Genomic DNA, 25,038 nt, shown 5'->3' on the forward strand with positions numbered 1-25,038 from the left:
ACACCGATGGACAGCCTGGGCAGCGACAACGCGACCGCCAACGAGCGGTTGATGTCGTCGGCGTCGATCGGCCGCGTGTCGGTCGACGTCCCGACGGAGGGAATGCCGCCGGGTCCGTCCCACCCGGTGTTGTGGCAGACCATCCGCTTCCGGCACGGCCGCCAGCACTACCTGCCGGAGATGCACGACCGGTTCGGGGACATCGTCACGCTGCGGGTCGTGCCCGGCGGCCCGTTCGTCATCCTGCGCGATCCCGAACACATCCGGGAGGTCTTCCGGGGCGCGCCCGAGGTCTTCCACGCGGGCGAGGGCAACTCCCTCCTGGTGCCGATCGTCGGCCGCCACTCGGTGCTGACGCTCGACGCGCCGGAGCACAAGCCGGCACGCAAGCGGATGATGCCGCCCTTCCACCACGAGCGGATCGCCACGATGGCCGAGGCGATGCGTGAGATGGCGATGGAGGAGGCCCGGAGCTGGCCGGTGGACCGGCCCTTCAGATTCCTGGAGCGGGCCTACGCGCTCACCCTCAAGATCATGGTGCGGCTCGTGTTCGGCGTCGACGACCTGCGGCGCGCCGACGAGCTCGGCCGGGCGCTGCGCCGCGTGTCCGACATCCGCCTGTCCGACATCCTGGTCTGGATCCGGCCCGAGCTGGGCAAGGTGTGGCCGTGGCGCGACTACGTACGCAGTCTCGACCACACCGATGAGCTGATCCACGCCGAGATCGCCAGGCGGCGCCGGGATCCGTCGCGCGGCAGCCGTTCCGACGCCCTGTCCATGCTGCTGGAGGACGAGCCCGACGACGTCGTCGTGCGCGACGAGGTGATGACGCTCCTGGTCGCCGGGCACGAGACGACGGCGGTCGCCCTCGCCTGGCTGTTCGAACGCCTGCTGCGCCACCCCCGGGCGCTGGCGCGGGTGCGCGAGGGACTGGACGAGCCGAAGGACCCCTACCGCACCGCCGTCTTCAAGGAGGCGCTGCGGGTCCGGCCCGTGATCCACAACGTCGCGCGGCGCCTCACCGAGCCCATCGAACTGGCCGGCTACCGGCTGCCCGCCGGAGTCTCCGTGCTGCCGTCCGTCGGCGCCGTGCACATCGATCCCCGGCTGTGGGGTCCCGACGCGCGGCGCTTCCGCCCGGAGAGGTGGCTGGAGGGCAGCCCGCCGCAGAACGCCTGGATCCCCTTCGGCGGCGGCGTACGCCGCTGCCTCGGCGCGACGTTCGCCCAGGTGGAAGTCGAGAACGTGATGGCCGCGCTGCTGCGCGCCGTGGACCTGGAGACCGTCGACCCCGGTGACGAGGGCAGCGCGATGCGCCACATCACCATGATCCCCAAGCAGGGCGCGCGTCTTCGCGTCGTCCGCAGACGCGACTGACGCCGGAGCGTCGCGAAAGGTGTGAACATGAATCAGCAGGTGCGCGTCGCCGCGGTCGTCAACCCGGCGGCCGGCGGCGACGGCGAAGCCGCCGTCAGCGCCATGAGGGAGGTGGGCGCCGCCGACGTGGAGGTCTTCGCGACCACGGCGGCGGGCGACGCGGCCGGCATCGCCTACAAGCTGGCCGCCGCCGCCGTTCCTCCGGACATCCTCGTCGCCGTCGGCGGTGACGGCACGGTCTCGGAGGTGGCCGCAGGCCTCTGCCAGGCCCGCGAGACGGGCGTCGCCGCGCTTCCCCCGCTCCTGATCGCGCCGGCGGGAACCGGTAACTCCAGCTATCGGGGGCTGTGGAACGACCGGCCGTGGGAGAGCGTGGCCGGGCTGGCGCTGCGGGGCGAGGCCGTCACCCGGACGATCGACCTGGCCAGGATCGAGCAGAACGACCACCTGGTGCTGCTGGGATCGGGCAGCGGTCTGTTCGCCGAGACCCTGCTCACGGCCAGGAAGATGGCGGGCAGGGGACGTGAGTTGCTGATGGCGGCCGCCCTGGCCGCCATGGAGGGCTACGTGCCGTACCCGGGCCGGGTGACCGTCGACGGCGAGGTCGTCTACGAGGGGGACGTCATCGAGACGATCGTGGCCGGTTTCCGCTACCGGGGAGGCCTGCTGCAACTGGTCCCGGAGTCGATCGTGGACGACGGAAGGCTCGACATCACCGTCGTCACCGCCGCCGTGGACATGGACGAGTTCGGACAGGCCGCCCTGTACGGCCGTGTCTACGACGTGCCGGGAGTGCGGTGGGGGCGCGGCGAACGGATCACCGTCGAGCGCCTGGACGGACAGCCGTTGTTGTACGAGCACGACGGGGAGCTCATGCCGCGGACCACCCCGTCCTACGACGTCCACGTCGTCCCGGCCGCGCTGACCGTCCTCACGGCGGCCGACGCGCCGTCGTGGTTCAGTGAGAGGTGATCGCGTGGTCAGCGCGAGTTCCGTGCGGGGGAGCGGCCCGTCCCTGGGCGCCGAGCCGTTCCGCGACTACTGCCGCAAGCTGGCCGCCGGCGTCGCCGTGGTCACCTCGTGCGGCCCGTCCGGCTGGTCGGGGACGACCGTGAGCACCGTGACCAGCGTGTCGATGGACCCTCCCCTCCTGATGTGCTGCGTCCGCCCCTGCTCCCAGACCCTGGCCGCGATCCGCGCCGCCGGGCGCTTCGCGGTCCACCTGCTGACCGACGACCAGGCCGCCCTGGCCGACCGGTTCAGCCGGTCGGCCGGCGAGGGCTCGCGTTTCGCCGGGATCGAGGGCCAGGTGCAGCTCGTCGACGGAAGCCCGGTGATCGCCGGCGCACTCGCGGTCGGGTGGTGCGACCTGTACTCCCTGGACGAGATCGGCGACCACGTCGTGGTGTACGGGCGGCTCACGAACATGCGGCTCGGGCAGGGCCGTCCGCTGGTCTGGCACGAGCGCTCCTACCGGCACCTGGAGGCCGCGTCGCCCGACGGCGTGAACGGGAGGGGAACCGCGTCATGACGACCACCCGGCCCGCCGGCGTCACCTCCGGCGAGCCTTCCGAGCCGCCCGCGAGCCTCACGGAGCAGCTCGCCGCCTGGGCGCACGCGGTGACGTACGGGGACATCCCCGCGGCCACGCTGGCGGCGGCCCGCAGCCAGCTCATCTCCAACCTGGCGGCCGTGCGGGCGTCGCTGCGCCACCCCGCCGGACGGGCGATCGTCGCGGCGTACGGCCCGCCGCTGCAGGCCGACCCCGCCCGGTCGGCCTGCGTACTGGCCGCCCTGGCCTCGGCGCTCGACTTCGACGAGGTCGCCTACGCGGGGCACGTCTCGACGGGGGGCGTGAACGTCGCGATCGCGCACGCCGGACTCGACCGGCTGGACGGGCGGGCGCTGCTGGCCACGATCGTCACCGCCAACGAGTGCGCCGCCAGGATCACCGCGGCGACGATTCTCAGCCCGTTCTTCCGGGGGCAGACCAACACCCACTGCCATCTGGCCGGCGCGGCCGCCGCCCGCCTCCGCGCCCGCGACGCCGCACCCGGCGAGTGGGTCGCGGGGCTGGGGCTGGCGCTGGGCACCCTGCCCGTCCCCCTCCACCACGCGGTCGTGACCAGCGACGTCAAGGCGCTGTCGGCGGCGGCGGCCGTCCGCATGGCGCTCGACGGGTGCGACGGCGCGGCGCACGGCCTGGCCGGGCCGGCCACGGTCCTCGAACACCCGGAGGGCCTGCTGGCGGCGCTGTCGGCCGTTCCGCTGCCCGAGATCGTGACCACCGGGCTCGGCCACCGGTGGCACACCGACACCCTGACCTACAAGCGCTTCCCCGGCAGCGCCTACCTGCACGCCGCGTTCGACTGCGCCGAGCGGTTGCACGAGTGGCTGCAGGGGCGGCTCGGCGCCGTCGATCCGTCCCGGGTCCGCCGGGTGGTCGTCCACGGGTCGCTGCTGACCTGGCAGATGGAGCGGAAGGTGGCCCGGGACCTCGACGGCCCCCGGACGAACGTCTCCGCCGCGACCCTGTCGGTCGGGTACGGCGTGGCCACACTGCTGATGACCGGGGCGTTCGGGCCGGAGGACCTCACTCCCTCGGCCCTGGCCGACCCGGAGCGCTGGGCCCTGGCGGAGAAGGTCGTGGTCGAGCACGACATGGACCTGTCGATCCGGATGGCGCAGGCCACCTCGCCGCTGGGCGAGTCGCTGCGCCGGGCCGGGGACCGGGCGCTGGACTGGCCGGAGTTCGTGCGGTGGACCGGCGACGCCGCGCCGGGCCTGCTGGCCGCGCTGGGCGGCCCGGAGGAGACGTTCGAGCAGGCCACCATGGCGATCGGCGCCAGGGTCACCGTCGAGCTGGCCGACGGCGCGTCCGCCGCGGAGAGCCGCGACGCGTTCACCGGGTCCGCGGGCCCCGCGACGCGCCGTGACCACGGCGCGATCGTGGGCCGCAAGTTCCTGTCCACCGGCGGGCCGCGGGACGTGCTGGCCGAGCTGGAACGCCTGGACGCCCTCGGCCCCGACCAGGTCGTCGCGGTCCTGGCCCGCGCCTTGGAGGAGCCGCCGGAGCCCTGACGGCCTGGAGCCCCGGCGGCAGGAGCCCGGCCCCTCAGGGCTCCGAGCCGTGTCCGGGCCCGGCGCCCTGCCGGAGCCCGGACCAGACGCCGGTCAGGAAACGGCCGATGTCGTGCACCGACTCGGCGGCCGCCCTGACCAGGCCCGCCTGCGCCTGGGCGGCGTGCCACAGCCTGGCGTGCTCGACGTAGCGCACCTCGACCCCCGCCGCGCGCAGCGCGGAGGCGAGCGTACGGCACTGGGAATAGAGCAGTTCCCGCGTGTTGGTGTGCAGGTACGTCGGGGGAAGCCCGGCAAGCGCTCCCAGCGCGGGCGCGTAGCGGTGGTCGGCGGGGTCGCCGTCGCCGAGGTAGGCGGCCGCGCAGGCGAAGGCCCACGTGCGGCTGACCACGAGATCCCGGCGCCGATCGGCCTGGACGCCGGGGTTGGCCCAGGGGGAGACGAGGGCCAGCGCGGCCGGCCGCGCCGTTCCCCTGGCGGCCAGCACCTGGGCGGCGGCGAGGGCGAGGCCGCCGCCCGCGGAGTCGCCCGCCAGAGCGACCGAGCCCACGACGCGGGTCAGCGCGTCGAAGGCCGCGACCGTGTCGTCCAGCGCGGCCGGGCACGGGTGCTCGGGCGCGAGGCGGTAGTCCAGGAGGTAGACGGGACGGCGGATCTCCCGGGCGAGGTGGGCGGCCAGCGACCTGTGGGTGGCCGGCGACCCCGTGGTGAACCCGCCGCCGTGGAGGTAGAGCACGGCCTCGGACGAGGGAGCGGCGCCGACGACGACCCGCTCGGCCGGACGGCCCCCCAGCCATGCTCTGGAGACCGTCGTGCCCGCCGGGAGCGGCTGCAGGCGCGCCACGGCGTTCAGCAGAGCGCGCTGCACCGGCCACGGCACCCGGTGGTGGAACGTCAGGCGGTAGTAGGGCGCCAGCAGCGCGGACGCGAGCGGCAGCGGAAGCGTCGGCATCGCCGTCACAGCGCGCTCCGGGGCGAGGGGGAGAGCCCGAGGAGCCGGGCCATCAGCACGCCGGCCCGCTGCGAGCCGGAGGGCGTGATCCGGGCCAGCCAGTCGAGGGCCTTGGCCTCGGCGCCCACGACGACCCGCGCCCTGCGCCTGCGCACGCCGTCGAGGATGACGGCGGCGGCCATCTCGGGGCTGTGCAACGCCAGCCGCCGGTCGAAGACGCCCGCGATCGCGTCCCCGTCCAGGCCGTCGGCGACCGCCAGGCGCCGGGTGATCCCCGTTCTGATGCCGCCGGGGTGGACGCAGGTCACGTGCACCGGGTGCCGCGCGGCCAGCATCTCCTGGCGCAGCGCCTCGGTGAACCCGCGGACGGCGAACTTGGAGGCGTTGTAGGCGCTCTGGCCGGGGAAGGTGATGAGCCCGAACAGGCTGGAGACGGTGACGAGGTGCCCGTCTCCGGACGCCACCAGGTGGGGCAGGAATGCGGTGGTGGCGTACACGGCGCCCCAGAAGTTGACCTTGAGGATGTGCTCGACGTCCTCCAGGCGCGCCCGCTCGACCTCGCCGTAGTAGGCGATTCCGGCGTTGTTGTACAGCTGGTTCACCCTCCCGAACCGGGTGAGGACGTCGCCGGCGTAGGAGACGACCGCGTCCCGGTCGGTGACGTCCAGGTGGTCGGCCTTGACGTCGGCGCCCCCGGCCTTGCACCGGTCGGCGGTCTCGGCCAGACCGGCGGCGTCGACGTCGGAGATCGCCAGAGCGGCGCCGGACCCGGCGAGGCGCAGGGCGAGCGCCCGCCCGATCCCCGAGCCCGCGCCCGTGATGACGGCGACCTTTCCCGTGAAACGGGTTGTTCCGGTTCTCCTGGTCATGGGGTCTCCGCGTGGGACGTGTGGTAGGCATCGAGGTCGAACGTGCGGGTGACCTGCCGGAACTCGTAGGAGAAGCCCGGCCACATCGTGGTGTTGGCGCCGTGTTTGTCCATGTACCAGCTGGCGCAGCGCCCGGTGTTCCACACGCTGCGCGACAGCTTGTCCTGCAGCGTCCGCGAGAACCGGTCCTGGGCGTCCGCGCGCACCTCCACCGATCGGATGCGCCGCCGCTTCATGGTCTCGACGGCCTCGACCAGGTAGTTCACCTGGCACTCGATCATGAAGATCATCGAGTTGTGGCCGAGGCCCGTGTTGGGGCCCACGAGGATGAACAGGTTCGGGAAGCCCGCGACGGCGGTGCCCTTGTAACACTTGCGGCCGACGTCGTCGAAGACCTCGCCGAGACTCCTGCCGTGCCTGCCGAAGATCTTGCGGTAGGTGGGGGAGTCGGTCACCTGGAACCCGGTGGCCAGGATGATGGCGTCGGTGTCGTGGAGGCCGCCGTCCGCGGTGGCGATGGAGTCGACGCCCACCTTGTCGATCCGCGCCGTCACCAGGCGCACGTGCTCACGGTTGAAGGCGGGGTAGTAGGAGTTGGACAGGAGGATGCGCTTGCAGCCCAGACGGTAGTCGGGCGTGAGCTGCCGGCGTACCTCCGGGTCGCGCACCTCGTACCGCAGCTTGGCCCTGCTCAGGTGCTCCACGGGCTTGAGCAGCATCGGCCGCCGCGCCAGGCCGACGACCTGGGCCTCGTGCGCCCAGTACAGGACCGAGCGGACGAGCCGCCGGTAGAACGGCAGACGCCGGAACGCCAGCCGCTCCGGCTTCGTGTAGCGGCGTTCCAGGCGCGGCAGTATCCAGGGGGCGGTGCGCTGGTAGACGCGCAGCTCGGCGACCTCGTCCGCGATGGCGGGGACGATCTGGACGGCCGAGGCGCCGGTGCCGATGACCGCGACCTTCTTGCCGGTCAGGTCCGCCTCGTGGCTCCACCGGGCCGAGTGGAAGATCGGCCCGCCGAACGTGTCGAGCCCGGGGATGTCGGGCAGCGCCGGCTCGCACAGCGCGCCCCACGCGCCTACCAGGACGGCGGCGGTGAACCGCCCCTTGGAGGTGCGCAGCTCCCACCGCCCGGTCGCGTCGTTCCAGCGGGCGTCGGTGACCTCGCACCCGAACACGTGCCTGCGGCGGATGTCGTACCGGTGCGCCACCTGGCGGATGTAGTCCTGGATCTCCGGCTGCTCGGAGAACGACCTCGTCCAGTTCGGATTGAGGGCGAAGGAGTACGAGTACAGGTGGGACGGCACGTCGCACGCCGCCCCGGGATAGGTGTTGTCACGCCAGGTGCCGCCGACGTCGCCGCCGCGTTCCAGGATCAGGAAGTCGTCCCACCCCTTGAGGCGGAAGCGGACCGCGGCGGCGACGCCGGCCAGTCCTCCGCCGATCACGATGATGTGCGCGTGCCGCACCGGCGGATCCGCGGGCTCCGGGTCCCCGGTGCCCGCGGCCACGACGTCGAGCGGCGTCTTCGAGTCTGTAGAGTCCACGCGCGATCCGATCTCTCGTCATCGCCGTCTGCGCGATTCGCCCGGCGATTGTCCCAACCCGGCCTGACGTGCCTCTGAAACCCGGCCCCGCCGACGGACAGCGGTGTTTCAGGGGGCTTGTGGACCATGGGTGCCGCAACGGCCGCGATGTCCGGTGCCCCGGACCTTCGCCGTCGACGACCGGGCAGGTGAGGAGAGGTCCCATGGGATTCACGCCAGCGGAGACGGGATCGGCCGAGACGCCGGACGTCCTGATAGTGGGGGCCGGAATGGCCGGGCTGGGCATGGCGATCGAACTGCTCCGAGCCGGCATGTCCGACTTCGTCGTGCTGGAGAAGGCCGACGGCGTCGGCGGGACGTGGCGGGAGAACACCTATCCGGGCTGCGCGTGCGACGTGGCGAGCGTCATGTACTCCTACTCCTTCGCCCCCAGCCGCAAGTGGTCCAGGATGTACGCGCGGCAGCCGGAGATCCTCGACTACATCGGAACCGTCGCCAAGGACCACGAGCTGGAGCCCTTCATCAGGTTCGGCACCGAGGCGGTGTCGTACGAGTTCGACGAGGCCGACGACCGGTGGCGGGTCCGCACCCGGTCGGGTCAGGAGTACCGGCCGCGGATCGTCGTGCTGGCGCACGGGGCGCTGCACCTGCCGAACATCCCGGACTTCCCGGGCATGGCCCGTTTCAAGGGCCCGATCTTCCACTCGGCCCTGTGGGACGACTCCGTCGAACTGGCGGGCAAGCGGGTCGCGGTGATCGGCACCGGGGCGAGCGCCGTGCAGTTCATCCCGGAGATCGCGGGGATCGCGGCGCACGTCGACGTCTACCAGCGCAACGCGCACTGGATGCTGCCCAAGGCCGACCGGCCGTTCAAGACCTGGGAACACCGGCTCTTCCGTACGCTGCCGTTCACGCAGTGGCTCTACCGGAACGTCGCGTACTGGACGCACGAACTCCCCGTCCTGGCGTTCCTCAACCCGCGGTTCGTCAAGATCCTGGAGGTGGCGTCGCGGCGCATGCTGGACAAGCAGGTTCCCGATCCGGAACTGCGTGCCAAGCTCACCCCCCGGTACAAGATCGGGTGCAAGCGCATCCTGTTGTCGAACGACTACTATCCCGCGCTGCTGCGCCCGGACGTGGACCTGGTCACCGACGGCGTCGCCGAGTTCACCGAGACGGGCGTCAGGACGGCGTCCGGTGAGGTCCGGGAGGCGGACGTGGTGATCCTCGGCACCGGGTTCCGCACCCACAACAGGTGTGCCGACATCCCAATCACCGGCCGGGACGGGCTCACGATCCAGGAGGCGTGGCGCGACGGCATGACCGCCTATCTGGGCATGACCGTCGCCGGGATGCCGAACATGTTCATGATCATGGGGCCCAACTCGGGCGGCGGAGCGCAGTCGATCCTGTTCGTCATCGAGTCGCAGCTCCACTACATCGTCGAGTGCCTCCGCATGATGAAGGCGCGCCGGGCCACCCGCCTGGAGGTGCGCGCGGAGGTCCAGCGCCGGTTCAACGCCTGGCTGCACGGCAAGCTCAACCGGTCGGTCTGGAACACCGGCGGCTGCCACAGCTGGTTCCTCGACCACACCGGGCACAACCGGCATTCGTGGCCGGGGACCGGCACGTCGTACTGGAAGGCCACCCGCCGCCCCGACCCGCGGGCGTTCATGCTGTCCGGCTCACGGGCCGGGCGGGACGCCGAGGGCGCCCCGCGGGTGGACGCGCCCCCGCGGGCCGGGTCCTCCGCCGGCGGTCAGTGAGGCGCACGCCCGGCACGCCGCCGTGGGCCCGAGGCGTCGCGTTTCCCTTGCCCTATAAATACGGTCGATCGTACTCTTTCTTAATGGATACCACCGCGCACATCGGTCTGACCGAAGAGACGGACCCCTACTGCGTCACGGCGGAGGACGCCGTCAGGATGCTGTCCGGAGCCCCCTGGCGCCGATACGCCGTGATCGGGGACAGCCTGTCGGCCGGCACCGGGGATCCCAGCCCGGGCTATCTCGACCAGGGGTGGTCCGACCGGCTCGCCGGCATCCTGCGGCGTGTCCGGCCGGACCTGGAGTACCTGAACACGGCGGAGATCGGGGCGACCACCGGCGAGACGCTCGACAAGCAGGCCGGGCGGATGCTCGAGTTCGAGCCCGATCTCCTGCACGTGCCGTGCGGGGCCAACGACATCATCCGCAGGCAGCCGGACTTCGGCGAGATCGAGGCGACGCTGCGGCGCATGTACGACCTGGCGGCGGGGACCGGCGCGCGGCTGACCACGTTCACCCTGGGCCGGGCCTTCGTCGTGCCGGTCTTCCCCGACTGGCACGACCGGGTCACCACGCTGAACGACATGGTCCGCCGCCTGGCCGCCGAGTACGGCGCCGTCGTCATCGACATGTGGAGCCACCCGGTCAACGACCGCGACACGCTGCTGAGCGCCGACCGCATCCACTTCTCCACGTCCGGGCAGGCGGTGATGGCGGCGGAGATGGTCAGGGCGCTGGCCGGCGTCCTCGGCCGCGACCGGCTCGGGTCCGGCGACGACGCTCCCCGGCACACCTGACAGGCCCCACCTGACCGGCCCCACCTGACCGGCCACACCTCTCGGTCCCGCCTCCGCGCACGGGCCGGCGGCTCTCGCCGCCGGCCCGTCGTCGCGAGAGCGTTGAAGAAGAAATACGTACGGGCGTATGCTCTTCTTGTTCTCTTCGTGTCCCGTCGTGCCGAGAGCCGGCGGGGATTCCCACGTACGGCAGGCGCAGTGCGAGAGGCGCAGGAACAGGGAGGTCATGTGACCAAGGACCGGCAACAGGTGATCGCCCCCGCGGCGCCGACGGAGGAGGCGGCGATCCCCTGGGGTGCGATGTCGCTCGTCATGGTCGGCATGTTCATGGCGATCCTCGACTCGTTCATCGTCGTGGTGGCGGCCCCGTCGATCGCGGCGGATCTCAACGCCTCCGTCGGCGACCTGCAATGGATCCTGGCCGCATACCAGCTCAGCTACGCGACCCTGATGATCACGGGTGGCCGCGTGGCGGACCTGTTCGGCCGCAAGCGGATCTACATCCTGGGCATGGGAATATTCACGCTGTCCTCCATCGCGTGCGCGATGGCGCCGAGCCCGGGAACGCTCATCGCCGCGCGTGTCGTCCAGGGCGTGGGCGCGGCCCTGATGGTCCCCCAGGTGTTCGCCGTCGTCACGGTGCTGGTCCCCGAGAAGGGAAGACACCGGGTCTTCGGCGTCCTGGGCGTCGTGATCGGCATGGCCACGATCAGCGGCCAGCTCGTCGGCGGCCTGCTGATCGGAGCCGACATCTTCGGGTCCGACTGGCGGGCGGTGTTCTGGGTCAACGTGCCGATCGGCGTCGTCACGCTCCTGCTCGCCCTGGCGTACGTCCCGGAGTCGCGGTCTCCGGCGGCTCGCAAGCTCGACATCCCCGGAATGCTGGCGCTCAGCGTCGCGCTGCTGCTGGCGGTCTTCCCGCTGATCCAGGGGCGGGAGGAAGGCTGGCCGTGGTGGATCTGGGCGTGTTTCGCCGCGAGCCTGATCGCGTTCGGGGTCTTCGTCGTGGTCGAGCGCGCCGTGGCCGCCCGCGGCGGCGATCCGCTGATGACGCTGTCGCTGTTCGCCCAGCGCTCGTTCTCGCTGGGCATCGTGCTGGTCCTGGCCGTGTACGCGCTGCTCAGCTCGTACTACCTGTCGCTGTCGGTCGCCATGCAGCAGGGTCTCGGCATGTCGGCGCTGGGCGCGGGGCTGGTGTACACGCCCGCCGCGACCGTCTTCTTCATCTTCAGCATGGTGGCGGGCCGGCTCGTACCGAGGTACGGCCGGCGCGTGCTCGAGGTCGGTGCGATCATCCTGGCCCTCGGATACCTGACGACGACGCTCGTGCTGCTGTTCGGCCCGCGGCTCACCCCGGCGCTGGTGATCCCCACGCTCATGCTGCAGAGCGTCGGAGGCGGGCTGCTCATCACGCCCCTGCTGAACACCGTGCTGAGCCGGATCAAGCCGGAGTCGGTCGGGATGGCCTCCGGGTCGCTGTCCACGGCTCAGCAGGTCGGCGGCGCGCTCGGCGTCGCCGTGATCGGCGCGGTGTTCTTCAACTCCTTCCACCCGCAGGCGGACGGACCGGTGGAGGCCGCGGGGCACGCCTTCGCGATGGCGTCGCTGGGCACGTTCGTGGTCGCCGCGGTGACCGCCGTCCTCATCTTCCTGTTGCCCAAGCAGGCCAGGGCAGGCCGATGAGGCGATGACCGGCCCTCCCCGGGAGGGCCGGTCAGAGGCCCAGCATCCCGTTCACGGCACGGTAGACCTTGTCCACCACGTCGGCGTCTCCCATGCGCAGGGCGGTGTTGGCGGCGCACAGCAGTGCGTCGATCTGGAAGGCGGCGAGCTGGGTGTCCAGACCGGAGACCTCGCCCTCGGCGACGGCGTGCCCCAGCTCGCCCGCGATGGTCGCGACCCACTCCTGCTGGTCGCGGAACAGCGCGTCGCGGATCGGGCCCGGCCTGCTGTCGAAGTCCGCCAGGTTCGCGGCCCGGAAACAGCCGCCGGCGAACAGCGGAGCCGTGGCGTACTCGGTCCAGTGGTCGAGCAGCGCGCGCAGCCGGGCGACGCCCGGCTGCGCCGACCGGGTCGGCCGGATGACCGCGTCGATGAACAGGCGGCGCGCGTACTCGATGGTGGCGAGCTGGAGCGTCTCCTTGCTCTTGAAGAGGGTCTGGATGCCGGCCTTGCTGAGCCCGGTCTCGGTGGCGAGCCGTCCGAAGGAGACGTTCTCGAGACCCTCCAGCGAGGCCAGGTCGACCGCGTGCCGCAGGACGCGCTCGCGTGTCCTGGCACCGCGCAGCAGGCGTTTGTCCGTGACCCCGGTCTTTCCCCGCAGGAGAGCCTGACCGGGTGCGATCGTGTCATCGTGCGGCGCGACGGGATCCACAGCACTCCCCATACGATCGACCGTACACCATAAGTCCTCACCCCGATCGGCCGCAGGCAAACGCGAGGACCCGGATCCGCCGTCATTCCCCCGACCGGCCTCGGCGCGACCTACTCGATCGACCGGGTAGCTGCTCGAACGTGCGGGTCCCCCCTGGAGATTCCCTCTGGTTAGACTCCTGCCGATGACAATTCGGTGAGATCCACCTTTTACTCGTCGCCAGAGGCCTTGACCTGCCGCCGGGGAGGATGTCCCGTTCCTCCGCCGGTGATGCGGCAACTATGTGGCACAGCCTGTTTTCCACTAGGGGGAAGTGAACTGTGGCGATCGTTGGCATAGATATTCTCGGCCCACTGCGAGTCAGGTTCTCCAATTGCGAGGCGGCACCGACCGGAGCGAAGCTGAGGAGTCTTTTCGCCATTCTCGCGTTCCGCGCCGGCCATACGGTGATGCGCGACGAACTCATCGACGAACTCGACCTGATGAACACCACCGACGACGCCGTCAACGCCCTGCACGCGCACCTGGCCCGGCTCCGCCGCTGGCTGCGGCACTACGGCCGGGAATCCGACCTGATCGAGACGGTCGGCTCCGACTACCGGCTCAACCTGGACCGGGGCACGGTGGACGCGCACCGGTTCGTCAATCTCACCGAGCGCGCGCTGGAACTGGCGCCGGGAACTCCCTCGGTGGTCGCGAGCATCCTCAAGGACGCGCTCTGCCTGTGGCGCGGCGATGCCATGCTCGACGCCCTCGACGGCCGGCTGGGTGCCGCGGCGGCCAACGAACTCGACAACTGGCGCGCGGTCGCGCGGGAGACGCTGATCGACGCGTGGCTCTGTCTCGGCAGCAACCAGCAGGTGGTGCTGAACGCCAGGAAGTTCATCGCCGAGAATCCGCTGAACGAGATGATGCACGCCCGGCACATTCGCGCGCTGTGCCGGATGGGCCGGTACGCCGAGGCGATCGAGGCCTACAAGAACGCCGAGAAGGTGCTGAGCGACGAACTGGGCGTCGGGCCGGGCAGCGAGCTCCGTCTCGCCACCGAGGATCTGGCGACCCTCGGCCCGGGCCTGGCGCTCCCCGCCGAGAGCCGGCGAGGCGCGGCCGACCACGGGGAGCCGACGCCCCACGCCGGACGCGCCACGAGGAAGGCGCCCCGCCCCACGGGTCCGGCCCGGCCGGACAGGCCCGCGGACCGGTGGGCCGCGCTCGGCGCGGGCCGATGACCCCCGACGGGAAGCGGCGGGACCACTGCGACCGGCCGCTCCTGCGGCGGGCAAGCCCGCGCCCGGGCGGTGTCTCCTGACGAAAGCCGGAAGGGCGGGCGGCGACCGCGATACATGACTCGTCGTTTTCCCGGATGAGCAGGCCGCCTGCCGATTTCTGCCCTTGTCACTGTTTTCCCGATATGCCCGTCTGCGGCGGCGGATTTCCCTGCGGGCGGCCGCCGGGCTTTCGCCGAGACTGGACGGCACCGTCGCGCCACCGTTTTATCGCCGCTATGTCACCGCCATGGCGCGATGTCCTGGCCTGCGACGGCGGCGTATCGCCCCGACCACGCGTCGTGGCTGCGCAACGTCCTGCGTACGGCCCTGCTGCACCTGACGGGCGAGCGCCTGCGCGTGACCGTGCTCGCCTGCGCCCGTTTCTCTTCGTTCAACAGGGCTGTCGCGGACGTCCTCGCCGAGCGGTGGGCGGAGGCGGCGTCGCGGCTCGCCGTGGCGGAGGTCCGGCAGGTCGTCTCCTACCTCGACACGTGGGCCCCGGCGGCCTTCCCGGCACAGGCCTGCCCGGATGAAGCTCCGAGGGCCGACGGATGGACCGCGTGGTGACGGGCTGCCTCGAAGCGGCCTCCGCGGTTCTCCCGGGCGTCACAGGCGCCGGCGGCGAGCCGCGCGGGGCCGTACCGGGCCCGGCGCGATGGCCGGAGTAATGTTCTGGCATGTTCGCCGTCACCGTCACTCAGACCGATCCGGACGACCCGCTCAAGGGCCTGACGCTCGGGGAGCACCCCGAGCCGGCCGTGCCGGAAGGATGGACGACCGTCACGGTCCGGGCCGCCGCGCTCAACCATCACGACCTGTGGACCCTCAAGGGGGTGGGGATCAGCCAGGACCGGCTGCCGATCGTGCTCGGCTGCGACGCGGCGGGTGTGGACGAGGACGGCAACGAGGTCATCGTCCATTCCGTGATCGGCACTCCGGTCGACGGGGACGAGACCCTCGACCCGGCGCGTTCGCTGCTGTCGGAGAAGTACGACGGGACGTTCGCCGAGAAGGTCGCGGTGCCCCGCCGCAACCTGGTGCCCAAGCCCGCGGCGATCACCTTCGAGGAGGCCGCCTGCCTGCCCACGGCCTGGCTGACGGCCTACCGCATGCTCTTCGACAAGGCCGGGCTGGAGCCGGGCTCGACCATCCTGGTCCAGGGCGCCGGTGGCGGCGTGGCGACCGCGCTGATCGCGCTCGGCCGGGCCGGCGGCTTCCGCGTCTGGGCGACCAGCCGCTCGCAGGACAAGCGGGAACGGGCCCTCGCGCTCGGCGCTGACCGGGTCTTCGAGACGGGCGCCCGGCTGCCCGAGCGGGTGGACGCCGTCATGGAGACGGTCGGCGAGGCCACCTGGAAGCACTCGCTGAGCTCCCTGCGCCCGGGTGGCCGGATCGTCACCTGCGGCGCGACGAGCGGCATGGTCGCCGCGACGCAGCTCGCGCAGGTCTATTTCCTGCAGAAGTCGATCATCGGGTCCACGATGGGCACGCGCGGGCAGCTCGGGCGGCTCGCGGTGTTCCTGGAGCAGACGGGCGTCCGGCCGGCGATCGACCGGGTGCTGCCGCTGACCGAGGCGGAGGAGGGGTTCGCCGCCATGCATCGCGGCGAGGTCTTCGGCAAGGTGGTCTTCACGCTCTGACGGGGGCCCGTGCGGGGTGGGCGGCGCTCTCGTCGCCGCCCTCCCGCCGCGTCGTAGGGGGACGTCAGGGGTGCAGGGCCCGGCGGATGCGCTCGGCGGCCTCGTCGAGGGCGGCCCGGCACTCGGCCACGGCGCGCTCGTCCGGCACGCCGGCATCCGAGGTCCGGTGGACGTCGGCGACGAAGTCGGCCAGCATCCGGCTGAGCTCGGCGTCGTGGCCGCCCTGCCGGCCGCCGCCGAACCCCCAGGACTCCTCCCAGACGCGGCGCCACTCGTGCTGCCAGCGCTCGCTCTCCTCCTGCCACTGGCGCTTGTGGCGGCGCCACTCCTCCTTCTGCCTGCGCCACTCCTCCTTGGCGTGGTCGCGCTGCCGCCGCCAGTCCTCCTTCTGCTCACGCCGCTGGTCGCGGTTGTCGTGGCCGATGTCCCTGGCCATCTGGGTGAGCTCCTCGCGCAGGGAACGCACGGTCTGCCGCACGTCCTCCTTGACCTCGCGCGCGATGTCCTGGACCGAGGCGGTGATCTCCTGTTCGAGGTCGGCCAACTCGTCCATCCGGTCGTTGAGCTCGGCCCGGCCCTTGTCGGTGAGGGTGAAGACCTTCTTGCCGTCCACGACCTCGTGGGTGACCAGGCCCTCGTCCTCCAGCCGGGCCAGCCGGGGATAGATCGTGCCGGGAGAGGGGGAGTAGACGCCGAGGAAACGGTCCTGCAGGAGCCGGATGACCTCGTAGCCGTGCCGCGGGCTCTCCTCCAGCAACTTCAGCAGGTACAACCGCAACCGGCCATGCCCGAAAACAGGACTCATGCCTTCTCCTCTGCTCGCCTGCCGGCGGGCTGGCCGCACAGCAGGGTGACTGCGCCGGACACCGTGGTCGCCGACAGGGACGCCATGCCGCCGCCCAGCCGGCCGTCGAGCGAGCGGGCTCCCGGCATCGCGGAGGCGCGCAGCTCGGGGAAGGCCGAGTCGACCCTGCCCGAGGTCGAGTGGACGGACACGTCGGCGTCCACGTCCTGCGGGAGCCGTACGACGATCGTGCCCGACATGCTGTGCAGCGTGACGTGACCGGTGGGCTCCAGGTCCAGGTCCGCGGTGACGCGCCCGGACACCGTGTTCGCGCGCAGCCGCCGCAGCCGGCCGGCGGCGACCGTGAGCTCGCCCGAGACGCTGGAGAAGGACAGGTCGCCCACCAGCCCCCGGCTCTCCACCGAGCCCGAGACCGTCTCGGCCTGCACCTCGCCGCTGACGCCGTCGAGGACGATGTCCCCGGACACGGCCTTCACGCCGGTGATCCCCTCCATGCCCGCGACGACGGCGGAGGCGGAGACGACCCCGGCCTGGACGGGACACGTCCTCGGCACGGTGAGCGTCAGCGTGGTCCTGCGCGGGCCCGGGCGCAGCCACCCCAGGATGCCGTCCCATGTCAGGTCCTTGTACGCGACCGTCAGGCGGCCGTCGTCGTCGTGGGTCACCACGAGTGGCGCGCCGTCCACCTCCGTCACTTCGAGTGTCGGCGGGCCGTCGCTGGCCAGCACGGCCAGCCGGCCGGCCACGACGCGTACGTTGAGTGCGGTGACCTCTCCGAACGTGAGCCGTCCGGGAGAGTCGATCGTGTATTGGGGCATCGCTCGGGCCCTTCCACGCGAAGTCCTGCGTCCCCGCGGACACCGCGCGGACGTACCATCACAAACAAGATATATCTCGTTCGCGAAAAGTCAAGACATATCGCGTTTGCCCGGGCTCCCCGGCCGGGCGGAGCGGGCCTCGTCAGTCGTCGTCTCCCTCAGTCGTCGTCCTCGTCAAGGCGGGCGAGCCAGGTGGCCAGCCGCTCCACGGGCACCTCGAACTCGGGGTTGAGGTCCACGAACTCGCGCAGCCGCTCCGCGAGCCAGCCCACGCTGACCTCCTCCTCGCCGCGGCGCTCGACGAGCTCCTCGATCCCCCTGTCGGTGAAGTACATACCTCGCTCCAGTACATGGCCTGATTCATGGAGAGAGGTCCCCCACGGATGTGGGGGACCTCCTCAGTCGTACGAAACCTCCGGTCAGCCGAAGATCTCGCCCAGGATGCCGTGCAGTTCCTCGTCGTGCTTGGCGTGTGAGCCGACGGCCGGCGAGGAGTTCGGCGTACGCGAGACCCGGCGGAAGGTGCGGCCCCCGAGCAGTTCGGGCTTCTCCACCATCTTCAGGCTCAGGTATGGCCACGGGCCCATGTTGACGGGCTCGTCCTGCGCCCAGACGAGGTCCGCGTCGGCGGGGTAGCGGCCCAGCTCGGCCTTGAGCGGGTTCTCCGGGAACGGGTAGATGCGCTCCAGGCGCACCAGCGCCACGTCGTTCCTGCCGTCCTTCTCGCGCCGCGCGAGCAGGTCGTAGTAGATCCTGCCCGAGCAGACCACGATCCGCCGGACCGCCGCCGGGTCCACCGTCGAGTCGCCGATGACCGGGCGGAAGGCGCCGGTGGTGAACTCGGACGTGGCCGAGGCCGCCGCCTTGAGCCGCAGCAGCGACTTGGGCGTGAACACGATGAGGGGCTTGCGCCGCTGCGAGAGCACCTGCCAGCGCAGCAGGTGGAAGTAGTTCGCCGGGGTGCTCGGCTGCGCCACCGTCATGTTGTCCTGCGCGCACAGCTGCAGGTAGCGCTCGATCCGGCCGGAGGAGTGGTCCGGTCCCTGACCCTCGTAGCCGTGCGGCAGCAGCAGCACGACCGAGGAGCGCTGGCCCCACTTCTGCTCGCCCGACGAGATGAACTCGTCGATGATCGACTGGGCGCCGTTGGCGAAGTCGCCGAACTGCGCCTCCCAGGCGACCAGGGCGTCCGGGCGGACCACGCTGTAGCCGTACTCGAAGCCCATCGCGGCGAACTCGCTGAGCAGCGAGTCGTACACGTAGAACTTCGTGGTGTCGTGGTTGAACGTCTTGAGCGGCGTGTGCTCCTCGCCGGTCACGCGGTCGACCAGCACGGCGTGGCGCTGGCCGAAGGTGCCGCGGCGGGAGTCCTGGCCCACCAGGCGGACCGGGTGGTCGTCGATGAGCAGCGAGCCGAACGCGAGCAGCTCACCGGTCGCCCAGTCGATCGCGTCCTCGGAGATCATGGTGCCGCGGCGCTGGATCACCGGGGCGAGGCGCGGGTGGACGGTGAAGCCCTCGGGCAGGTTGAGCTGGGTGTCGATGACCCGCTTGACGACCTCCTCCGAGATCGCCGTCTTGGTGTCCTCGTGCGACCACGGGATCTGCTCGTCGGGCTCGGGAACCACGACCGCGCCGGGCTCCAGCGGCCTCTTGGCGGCCTCGCGGGTCTCGGTGAAGGCCCGCTCCAGCTGCTCCTGGTAGTCGCGCAGGGCCTGCTCGGCCTCCTCGACCGTGATGTCCCCGCGGCCGATGAGGGCCTCGGTGTACAGCTTGCGGGTCGAGCGCTTGGCGTCGATGAGGTCGTACATCAGCGGCTGGGTGAAGGCCGGGTTGTCGCCCTCGTTGTGACCGCGCCGCCGGTAGCAGATCATGTCGATGACGACGTCCTTGCGGAACGTCTGACGGTACTCGTAGGCGAGCAGACCGACGCGGACGACCGCCTCGGGGTCGTCGCCGTTCACGTGGAAGATCGGCGCCTGGATCATGCGCGCGACGTCGGTGGCGTACACGCTGGAGCGCGAGGACGCGGGGGAGGTGGTGAAGCCGACCTGGTTGTTCACCACGATGTGCACGGTGCCGCCGGTGCGGTAGCCGCGCAGCTGGGACAGGTGCAGGGTCTCGGCGACCACGCCCTGACCGGCGAACGCCGCGTCGCCGTGGACGAGCACGGGCAGGACGGTGAAGCCCTCCTCGCCGCGCTCAAGCAGGTCCTGCTTGGCCCGGACCACGCCTTCCAGGACCGGGTCGACGGCCTCCAGGTGCGAGGGGTTCGCGACCACGGACGTGCTGATCTTGTTGCCGCACGGGGCCACGAAGTCGCCGCTCGCGCCGAGGTGGTACTTCACGTCGCCGGAGCCGTGCGCGCTGCGGGGGTCGATGTTGCCCTCGAACTCGCCGAAGACCTGGGCGTACGACTTGCCCACGATGTTGGCGAGCACGTTGAGCCGGCCGCGGTGGGCCATGCCGATGACGACCTCGTCGAGGTTCTCCTCGGCCGCCGCGCTGATGACCGAGTCGAGCAGCGGGATCAGCGACTCGCCGCCCTCGAGCGAGAACCGCTTCTGGCCGACGTACTTGGTCTGCAGGAACGTCTCGAACGCCTCGGCGGTGTTGAGCCTGCGCAGGATGTGCAGCTGCTCCTCGCGGTCGGGCTTGGCGTGCGGCCGCTCCACCCGCGCCTGGATCCAGGCCCGCTCCTCGGGGTTCTGGATGTGCATGTACTCGATGCCGACCGTGCGGACGTACGAGTCACGCAGCACGCCGAGGATGTCGCGCAGCTTCATCAGCGGCTTGCCGCCGAAGCCGCCCGTCGGGAACTCGCGCTCCAGGTCCCACAGCGTCAGCCCGTGCGACTGGATGTCGAGGTCGGGGTGCTTGCGCTGGCGGTACTCCAGCGGGTCGGTGTCGGCCATGAGGTGGCCCCGGACCCGGTAGGCGTGGATGAGCTCGAGCACGCGGGCGGACTTGGCCACGTCGTCGTCGTGCGTGGCCGAGATGTCCTGCACCCAGCGGACCGGCTCGTACGGGATGCGCAGCGACTCGAAGATCTCGTCGTAGAAACCTTCGGCGCCGAGCAGGAGCTGGTGGATGCGGCGCAGGAAGTCACCCGACTGGGCGCCCTGGATGATCCGGTGGTCGTAGGTGGAGGTGAGCGTCATCACCTTGCTGATGGCCAGGCGGGACAGCGTCTCCCCGGAGGCGCCCTGGTACTCCGCCGGGTACTCCATCGCACCGACGCCGATGATCGTGCCCTGGCCGGGCATCAGCCGCGGCACCGAATGGACCGTGCCGATCGTGCCGGGGTTCGTCAGGGAGATCGTGGTGCCCTGGAAGTCCTCCACGCCCAGCTTGCCGCCGCGGGCCTTGCGCACGATCTCCTCGTACGCGGTCCAGAACTGGCGGAAGTCCATCGACTCGGCGTGCTTGATCGAGGGCACCAGCAGCTGACGGGTGCCGTCGCTCTTCTGCACGTCGATCGCGAGGCCGAGCCCGACGTGCTCCGGCTTGACGAGGACCGGCTTGCCGTCCACCTCGCCGTACGAGTAGTTCATCTCAGGCATGGACTTGAGCGCCCGGACGATCGCGTAGCCGATGAGGTGGGTGAAGGAGATCTTGCCGCCGCGCCCGCGGGACAGGTGGTTGTTGATGACGATGCGGTTGTCGATCAGCAGCTTCGCGGGGACCGCGCGGACGCTGGTGGCCGTGGGGACGACCAGCGAGGCCTCCATGTTGGCGGCCGTGCGCGCGGCGGCGCCGCGCAGCTTCTCCTCGACCGCGCCGGCCGGCACCGGGGCCTGCTGCTTGGCGGGCGCGGGCGCCTTCGCCTCGGGCTTGGCCTGCGGCGCGGGCTTCGGCGGGGCCGTCTGCGGCGCCGGGGTCACCGGCGCTGGAGCCTCGGGTGCGGCCGTCGCGGTCGCACCGTTCGCGGCGCCTGCGGACTTGGACGGAGCGGGCTTGGCCGTCCCGTTGTAGTCAGCGAAGAAGTGCCACCAGGCCTGGTCAACAGACTCGGGATCTTCGAGATACTTTTGGTACAACTCGTCGACAAGCCACTCATTTTGCCCGAAGCTTGCCAGCGGGTTTGTCCGCGACGACTCAGACGACACGGCGGAAATCGCCCTCTTCCGCAGATCGGCGTTGATGTTTGGTGAACCTGTCCAAGGCTACTCGCCTCGCACACCGAGGTGCGCCCCGGCGGGTCGCAGGTCCCGGCCCATCCTCCCAGGATCGATAAAACAGGTCACGCGCGGATAGTCCGTCTGGGTGGTGAGGTGTCCCTTACCATCTGGTCACATCGACTGGGTCAGCCGATGAGCCGCGACTCGATCCGGATATCGGGAGCTATATCGGACAGCATACCCGTGAGGTCGTCGCCCGCCGCACGCAACGCGTCCAGAGAGAGCGGTTCGAGTCGCTCCAGGAGGAAGAGCGCGTCCACCGTCTCCTCGGTGATCCTCGTCCTGACGCACTGCCGCCAGTTCCACCGCCGGCAGGTGACCCCGGCGTCGTCGCGCCACACCACCTCGCCGATCTCCGGGTCGCCCAGCGCCTCCTCCGACGGCTCGTCGCCCGCGGCCCGCATCAGCCGCGCGCTGCCCTGGTAGCGGCGCAGGTCCTCGCCGCCGATCGGCAGGCCGTGCCGTACGGACACGGTGTTGTAGGCGTCCACCACCAGGTTGATCTCGGGGAGCGGCATCCGGCGGACCAGCGCGTCGACCGACGGCCGGGTGCGCTGGGGCTTGGCGCCGAAGGCGCGGTAGGCCGTCCGCCAGGCCTCGATCCTGGGGTCGTCCAGCGGCACGGCGTCCGCGGCGGCGTCGGCGAGCCAGGCCCGCGAGCGGTCGTCGGACGGCCCGTTGCGCAGGCCGTACGCGCAGATCACCAGGACGGCGAAGTCCGGACGCAGCGCCGTGACGGCGTCGTCCACCCAGATGTCGTCGATCACGCCCGACAGCCTACGGCGACGCCCGCATGGCGAGCGTCGCCACCGCCTGGAGGTCCTCCCGGCTCGCGCCATCCCTGGCCTGGGTGGACATGCCCTGGATGACGGCGGCGAAGAACGTCGCCAGCGCGGGGGCGTCGGTCTCGGGCGAGAGGAGGCCGGCCTCGACGTCCCGCTCGACGCGGCGGCGGATCGCCGCCTTGCCGGCCTCGCGGTGCGCCCGCAGTTCCTCGATCACGCCGTGGGTATGCTGGTAGCGCCGCACGGCCTCGGCGAACAGCCGGCGCTTGTCGCCCGTTTGAAGAGATCACGCCGGAGGATTACGACAGGGCGTTCGCCGTCAACACGCGGGCGGCCTTCTTCGTCACGCGCCGGGCGCTGCCGCGCATCCCCGACGGCGGGCGGATCGTGACCGTCACCTCGGGGGTGACCCGGATCGCGTTCCCCGAGGCGATCACGTACGCGATGACCAAGGGGGCGCTGGAGACCTTCACACTGGCGCTGGCCAAGCATCTCGGGCCCCGGGGGATCACGGTCAACAACGTGGCGCCGGGGATCGTCGACACCGACACGAACGCGGACTGGCTGCGCGGCGACGAGGCGGCCTGGGCGGCGTCGGCCGGCCGGGCGGCGCTGGGCCGGGTGGGCACGACGCGGGACGTGGCCGGGGTGGTCGCGTTCCTCGCCTCCGACGACGCGGGCTGGGTCACCGGCGCCACCGTGGACGCCACCGGCGGCAGCGACCTGTGACGCCTTCGGGCCCTCAGTCCCAGGGGACGTCGAGCAGCCGCTCGAACTGGGCGGCGGCCTCGTCGGGGTCGAACCCGGGAAGGCCGTCGCGGATCAGCTCCCGGGTCCGGCGCGCGGCGTCGAGCCGCGCCCGGGAGACGGCGGCGCGGACCTCCTCCGCCAGCGTCCGGCTGTCCAGGCGCGTCGCGCGCGGCCCGAACGCCACGTCCAGCACCAGGCCCTCCGCCGACACGGTGGCCGTCACCTGACCGGAGGCCGCCTCGCCCGTGCCGGTGATCTCTTCGAGGTGGGCCCGCGCCCGCTCGGCCCAGGCGTGGACTCGCTCCGCCTGCTCCTCGGCCCGGGCGAGATCCTCCTCGCGGATGTCGGCCGGGTTCATGCGAGAGCCGTACACGGGGCCTCCAGTCGGGTCGTGAAGGGTCACAGCAGGTCGCGGGCGATCCGCTCCACGCGGTCGCGGACGAACCTCTCGTCCAGCGGCGCGGGGACGTCCGCGGTCTCGGCGAGGGCGGCGTCCATGATCTCCCGGGTCCTGGCCTCGGCGTCCCGCTGGGCCGCGCGCAGCACGGCCGTCACCTGCCGGCCGAGGGCCTCGCGGTCGAGCCGCATGACGCGCGGGTCGAAGTGCAGCTCCACGATCTCGCCCCGGCCGTCGGCCACCGCTTTCATCGTCCGGTCGGGACTTTCCGCCCCTCCCGTCACGTCGCGGACCAGGGCCCGCGCGTCCTGCAGCCGCCGCATCATCGTCCGGCCCTCCAGCAGCACGCGCTCCAGCAGCTCGGCGTCGCCGTCGGGGGAGGGGGTCGTCATGAGAAAGAAGGCTATCGAAAGGTAGATCAGTGTTTACTGTGATCCGTACGAAACGGGAAGTGGGGGAGTTGAGTCTGCGGCATGGAGTCGGGACTGGAGATCATCCACGACCGGATGAGGCAGGACGCCTCCCGGATGCAGGTGCACGGTGAGGACTACGCCGCCGCGCTGAGCCGGCTCAGGGAACGCGGGCTCGGCGGCGCTGCGTGGCAGGACGACGGCCTGCTCGGCATGCTGGCCGGGCCGTACGCCGAGTGCACGCTCCTGGGGGTGGAGGCGCTGACCGGCCTGTCCGCGGCGATGGGCGACACCGGCGACGGGCTGGGCAGGGTCAGCGCCCGCGTCGGCGAGGCCGAGGGCGCGAGCCTGTCGCGGTCCCGCGACCTGTACGGCGAGCAGTGGGCGTGACGGGGGCCCGACGGTGGGTGTGACGGTTCCCCCGCAGGTGGAGATGATGCTGAGCCTGCTCGGCGTGCCCTGGCCGAACGTCGATGAGGACGAGATCCGCAAGGACGCCGACGCGTGGCGGACCGTGCTCGCGGGCACCGATCGGTCCGGTACGGCGGCGAACGCGACGATCGCGGGGACGGGCGAGGTCTACCGCGGCAGGTCGGCGACGGCGCTGGCCGGCTACTGGAGCGAGACGGGCGGCGAGGGCGGACATCTGAGCCGGGCGGCCGCCGCCGCGCGATGGGCCCCGCCCGTGCTCGACAACGCGGCCTGGCTGACGACGGGCGTGAAGGTCGCGGTGGCCTCGACCGCCGTCTACACGACCGTGCGGGTGGCCAGGGCGTACCTGGCGGGCGGTCCGCTCGGCGCGGCCCTGGCCGCGGCGGAGATGTTCCGCTCCCGCGCCGCCATCGGGAAGATCCAGCGGGAGGGCGCCGAGGGCGCCGGACGGGTGCTGGCCCCCGCGCTCGACCGCCGGGTCACCGAGCAGTTCCGCCGGATCCTCGAAGGCCTGCGCCGCCCGGGCGGCGCGGGGCCGGTCCCCGCGTTCGCCGGCGCGGGTCACCGCATCCCGGCCCGGGGCACGGTGGGCCCCCGAGCGACCGGCCGGTCCCCGCACGACGGCCTGGCGCTCATGGGGCGCAGCAACAAGAACGCCAGGAGCGGCGGCAACGGGCGCCGCGGCGGGGGCGGGCGCCGTGGCGGCGGAGGAGGCGGGGGCGGGGGCGGGGGCGGGGGCGGCGTCGCCCGCCCGAACGAGGACGGCAAGACCGCTCATGTCGCCCGGGACCG

At 71.7% G+C, this 25,038-nt stretch carries 25 protein-coding genes; 13 read left to right on the plus strand and 12 right to left on the minus strand.

What is annotated here, in order from left to right:
• Positions 1–6 precede the first annotated feature (6 nt).
• Genes HHX41_RS37780 through HHX41_RS37795 form a run of 4 tightly spaced genes read left to right on the plus strand, consistent with a single transcriptional unit; the run spans position 7 to position 4,458 of the window.
• Positions 7–1,377 carry a cytochrome P450 gene (locus HHX41_RS37780; RefSeq protein WP_182909771.1) on the plus strand — a complete coding sequence of 457 codons (1,371 nt, stop codon included), beginning with the start codon at positions 7–9 and terminating at the stop codon, positions 1,375–1,377.
• A gap of 27 nt (positions 1,378–1,404) precedes the next feature.
• Positions 1,405–2,349, plus strand: coding sequence for a diacylglycerol kinase family protein (locus tag HHX41_RS37785; RefSeq protein WP_182909772.1), 945 nt, complete (start codon positions 1,405–1,407; stop codon positions 2,347–2,349).
• A gap of 4 nt (positions 2,350–2,353) precedes the next feature.
• Entirely contained in the window at positions 2,354–2,908 is a 555-nt protein-coding gene (locus HHX41_RS37790) for a flavin reductase family protein (protein ID WP_169988214.1), read from the plus strand.
• Positions 2,905–4,458: an MmgE/PrpD family protein gene (locus HHX41_RS37795; RefSeq protein WP_182909773.1), complete on the plus strand. Its 1,554-nt coding sequence runs from the start codon at positions 2,905–2,907 to the stop codon at positions 4,456–4,458. Before HHX41_RS37790 ends, HHX41_RS37795 begins: the two co-directional genes overlap by 4 nt.
• Before the next feature lie 34 nt (positions 4,459–4,492).
• Here the strand turns inward: HHX41_RS37795 and HHX41_RS37800 are convergent, their stop codons facing one another.
• Genes HHX41_RS37800 through HHX41_RS37810 form a run of 3 tightly spaced genes read right to left on the minus strand, consistent with a single transcriptional unit; the run spans position 4,493 to position 7,823 of the window.
• Positions 4,493–5,410 (minus strand): alpha/beta hydrolase fold domain-containing protein, encoded by a 918-nt coding sequence (locus tag HHX41_RS37800; RefSeq protein ID WP_182909790.1) that lies wholly within the window; start codon positions 5,408–5,410, stop codon positions 4,493–4,495.
• Between the two features lie 5 nt (positions 5,411–5,415).
• The gene (locus HHX41_RS37805; RefSeq protein WP_182909774.1) at positions 5,416–6,279 is read right to left on the minus strand and encodes an SDR family oxidoreductase; all 864 of its coding nucleotides are present in this window, start codon (positions 6,277–6,279) and stop codon (positions 5,416–5,418) included.
• Positions 6,276–7,823 (minus strand): NAD(P)/FAD-dependent oxidoreductase, encoded by a 1,548-nt coding sequence (locus tag HHX41_RS37810; protein ID WP_310742362.1) that lies wholly within the window; start codon positions 7,821–7,823, stop codon positions 6,276–6,278. Before HHX41_RS37810 ends, HHX41_RS37805 begins: the two co-directional genes overlap by 4 nt.
• A 203-nt stretch (positions 7,824–8,026) precedes the next feature.
• On the opposite strand from HHX41_RS37810, the gene HHX41_RS37815 reads away from it, so the two are divergent.
• The 3 genes from HHX41_RS37815 to HHX41_RS37825 all read left to right on the plus strand — a co-directional run bounded on the left by HHX41_RS37815 (position 8,027) and on the right by HHX41_RS37825 (position 12,069).
• Positions 8,027–9,589 carry an NAD(P)/FAD-dependent oxidoreductase gene (locus HHX41_RS37815; RefSeq protein ID WP_182909775.1) on the plus strand — a complete coding sequence of 521 codons (1,563 nt, stop codon included), beginning with the start codon at positions 8,027–8,029 and terminating at the stop codon, positions 9,587–9,589.
• 83 nt (positions 9,590–9,672) lie between these two features.
• Entirely contained in the window at positions 9,673–10,386 is a 714-nt protein-coding gene (locus tag HHX41_RS37820; protein ID WP_182909776.1) for an SGNH/GDSL hydrolase family protein, read from the plus strand.
• Between the two features lie 228 nt (positions 10,387–10,614).
• Positions 10,615–12,069: an MFS transporter gene (locus tag HHX41_RS37825; protein ID WP_211593225.1), complete on the plus strand. Its 1,455-nt coding sequence runs from the start codon at positions 10,615–10,617 to the stop codon at positions 12,067–12,069.
• A gap of 31 nt (positions 12,070–12,100) precedes the next feature.
• Here the strand turns inward: HHX41_RS37825 and HHX41_RS37830 are convergent, their stop codons facing one another.
• The gene (locus HHX41_RS37830) at positions 12,101–12,772 is read right to left on the minus strand and encodes a TetR/AcrR family transcriptional regulator (RefSeq protein ID WP_182909777.1); all 672 of its coding nucleotides are present in this window, start codon (positions 12,770–12,772) and stop codon (positions 12,101–12,103) included.
• A 308-nt stretch (positions 12,773–13,080) separates the two neighbouring features.
• Here HHX41_RS37830 and HHX41_RS37835 point away from each other — a divergent pair, with 308 nt between their 5' ends.
• From HHX41_RS37835 to HHX41_RS37845, 3 genes are all read left to right on the plus strand, one after another.
• Positions 13,081–13,989, plus strand: coding sequence for an AfsR/SARP family transcriptional regulator (locus HHX41_RS37835; protein ID WP_169988226.1), 909 nt, complete (start codon positions 13,081–13,083; stop codon positions 13,987–13,989).
• 294 nt (positions 13,990–14,283) lie between these two features.
• Positions 14,284–14,595, plus strand: a complete 312-nt coding sequence (locus HHX41_RS37840; protein ID WP_182909778.1) for a hypothetical protein — start codon at positions 14,284–14,286, stop codon at positions 14,593–14,595.
• Positions 14,596–14,705: 110 nt separating this feature from the next.
• Positions 14,706–15,668 carry a zinc-binding dehydrogenase gene (locus HHX41_RS37845; RefSeq protein WP_169988235.1) on the plus strand — a complete coding sequence of 321 codons (963 nt, stop codon included), beginning with the start codon at positions 14,706–14,708 and terminating at the stop codon, positions 15,666–15,668.
• A gap of 64 nt (positions 15,669–15,732) precedes the next feature.
• On the opposite strand, the gene HHX41_RS37850 is transcribed toward HHX41_RS37845, so the two are convergent.
• From HHX41_RS37850 to HHX41_RS37875, 6 genes are all read right to left on the minus strand, one after another.
• Positions 15,733–16,473, minus strand: coding sequence for a helix-turn-helix transcriptional regulator (locus HHX41_RS37850; RefSeq protein ID WP_182909779.1), 741 nt, complete (start codon positions 16,471–16,473; stop codon positions 15,733–15,735).
• Positions 16,470–17,291: a DUF4097 family beta strand repeat-containing protein gene (locus HHX41_RS37855; RefSeq protein WP_182909780.1), complete on the minus strand. Its 822-nt coding sequence runs from the start codon at positions 17,289–17,291 to the stop codon at positions 16,470–16,472. The genes HHX41_RS37850 and HHX41_RS37855 overlap by 4 nt, the downstream gene beginning before the upstream one ends.
• Before the next feature lie 158 nt (positions 17,292–17,449).
• Positions 17,450–17,626, minus strand: coding sequence for a DUF6104 family protein (locus HHX41_RS37860; protein WP_167769298.1), 177 nt, complete (start codon positions 17,624–17,626; stop codon positions 17,450–17,452).
• 84 nt (positions 17,627–17,710) lie between these two features.
• On the minus strand, positions 17,711–21,400 hold the full coding sequence (locus HHX41_RS37865; RefSeq protein ID WP_169988240.1) for a multifunctional oxoglutarate decarboxylase/oxoglutarate dehydrogenase thiamine pyrophosphate-binding subunit/dihydrolipoyllysine-residue succinyltransferase subunit: 3,690 nt from the start codon (positions 21,398–21,400) through the stop codon (positions 17,711–17,713).
• Positions 21,401–21,597: 197 nt separating this feature from the next.
• Entirely contained in the window at positions 21,598–22,239 is a 642-nt protein-coding gene (locus HHX41_RS37870) for a B3/4 domain-containing protein (RefSeq protein ID WP_169988242.1), read from the minus strand.
• Between the two features lie 10 nt (positions 22,240–22,249).
• The gene (locus HHX41_RS37875; protein ID WP_182909781.1) at positions 22,250–22,474 is read right to left on the minus strand and encodes a hypothetical protein; all 225 of its coding nucleotides are present in this window, start codon (positions 22,472–22,474) and stop codon (positions 22,250–22,252) included.
• A 68-nt stretch (positions 22,475–22,542) separates the two neighbouring features.
• Here HHX41_RS37875 and HHX41_RS37880 point away from each other — a divergent pair, with 68 nt between their 5' ends.
• Entirely contained in the window at positions 22,543–22,986 is a 444-nt protein-coding gene (locus HHX41_RS37880; RefSeq protein WP_182909792.1) for an SDR family oxidoreductase, read from the plus strand.
• A gap of 13 nt (positions 22,987–22,999) precedes the next feature.
• Here HHX41_RS37880 and HHX41_RS37885 read toward each other — a convergent pair whose 3' ends face one another.
• Positions 23,000–23,380, minus strand: coding sequence for a YbaB/EbfC family nucleoid-associated protein (locus tag HHX41_RS37885; protein WP_182909782.1), 381 nt, complete (start codon positions 23,378–23,380; stop codon positions 23,000–23,002).
• 26 nt (positions 23,381–23,406) lie between these two features.
• Positions 23,407–23,796 (minus strand): YbaB/EbfC family nucleoid-associated protein, encoded by a 390-nt coding sequence (locus HHX41_RS37890; RefSeq protein WP_182909783.1) that lies wholly within the window; start codon positions 23,794–23,796, stop codon positions 23,407–23,409.
• A gap of 81 nt (positions 23,797–23,877) precedes the next feature.
• Here HHX41_RS37890 and HHX41_RS37895 point away from each other — a divergent pair, with 81 nt between their 5' ends.
• Both HHX41_RS37895 and HHX41_RS37900 read left to right on the plus strand, forming a co-directional pair.
• A complete protein-coding gene (locus HHX41_RS37895) occupies positions 23,878–24,204 on the plus strand; it encodes a hypothetical protein (RefSeq protein WP_169988251.1) in 327 nt (108 codons plus the stop codon).
• Between the two features lie 19 nt (positions 24,205–24,223).
• A partial coding sequence (locus HHX41_RS37900) for a hypothetical protein (RefSeq protein ID WP_182909784.1) occupies positions 24,224–25,038 on the plus strand: 815 nt, incomplete at its 3' end.

It is taken from the genome of Microbispora sp. H13382 (assembly GCF_014161445.1).
Taxonomy (GTDB): Bacteria; Actinomycetota; Actinomycetes; order Streptosporangiales; family Streptosporangiaceae; genus Microbispora.

What these genes read in the sequence shown, in the direction of transcription:
- HHX41_RS37815 (WP_182909775.1), top strand. Translation starts at nt 8,027, where the DNA reads ATGGGATTCACGCCAGCGGAGACGGGATCGGCCGAGACGCCGGACGTC.
- HHX41_RS37860 (WP_167769298.1), bottom strand. Translation starts at nt 17,626, where the DNA reads ATGTACTTCACCGACAGGGGGATCGAGGAGCTCGTCGAGCGCCGCGGC.
- HHX41_RS37890 (WP_182909783.1), bottom strand. Translation starts at nt 23,796, where the DNA reads ATGACGACCCCCTCCCCCGACGGCGACGCCGAGCTGCTGGAGCGCGTG.
- HHX41_RS37820 (WP_182909776.1), top strand. Translation starts at nt 9,673, where the DNA reads ATGGATACCACCGCGCACATCGGTCTGACCGAAGAGACGGACCCCTAC.
- HHX41_RS37785 (WP_182909772.1), top strand. Translation starts at nt 1,405, where the DNA reads ATGAATCAGCAGGTGCGCGTCGCCGCGGTCGTCAACCCGGCGGCCGGC.
- HHX41_RS37845 (WP_169988235.1), top strand. Translation starts at nt 14,706, where the DNA reads ATGTTCGCCGTCACCGTCACTCAGACCGATCCGGACGACCCGCTCAAG.
- HHX41_RS37895 (WP_169988251.1), top strand. Translation starts at nt 23,878, where the DNA reads ATGGAGTCGGGACTGGAGATCATCCACGACCGGATGAGGCAGGACGCC.
- HHX41_RS37850 (WP_182909779.1), bottom strand. Translation starts at nt 16,473, where the DNA reads ATGAGTCCTGTTTTCGGGCATGGCCGGTTGCGGTTGTACCTGCTGAAG.
- HHX41_RS37855 (WP_182909780.1), bottom strand. Translation starts at nt 17,291, where the DNA reads ATGCCCCAATACACGATCGACTCTCCCGGACGGCTCACGTTCGGAGAG.
- HHX41_RS37840 (WP_182909778.1), top strand. Translation starts at nt 14,284, where the DNA reads ATGTCCTGGCCTGCGACGGCGGCGTATCGCCCCGACCACGCGTCGTGG.
- HHX41_RS37805 (WP_182909774.1), bottom strand. Translation starts at nt 6,279, where the DNA reads ATGACCAGGAGAACCGGAACAACCCGTTTCACGGGAAAGGTCGCCGTC.
- HHX41_RS37830 (WP_182909777.1), bottom strand. Translation starts at nt 12,772, where the DNA reads ATGGGGAGTGCTGTGGATCCCGTCGCGCCGCACGATGACACGATCGCA.
- HHX41_RS37780 (WP_182909771.1), top strand. Translation starts at nt 7, where the DNA reads ATGGACAGCCTGGGCAGCGACAACGCGACCGCCAACGAGCGGTTGATG.
- HHX41_RS37795 (WP_182909773.1), top strand. Translation starts at nt 2,905, where the DNA reads ATGACGACCACCCGGCCCGCCGGCGTCACCTCCGGCGAGCCTTCCGAG.
- HHX41_RS37800 (WP_182909790.1), bottom strand. Translation starts at nt 5,410, where the DNA reads ATGCCGACGCTTCCGCTGCCGCTCGCGTCCGCGCTGCTGGCGCCCTAC.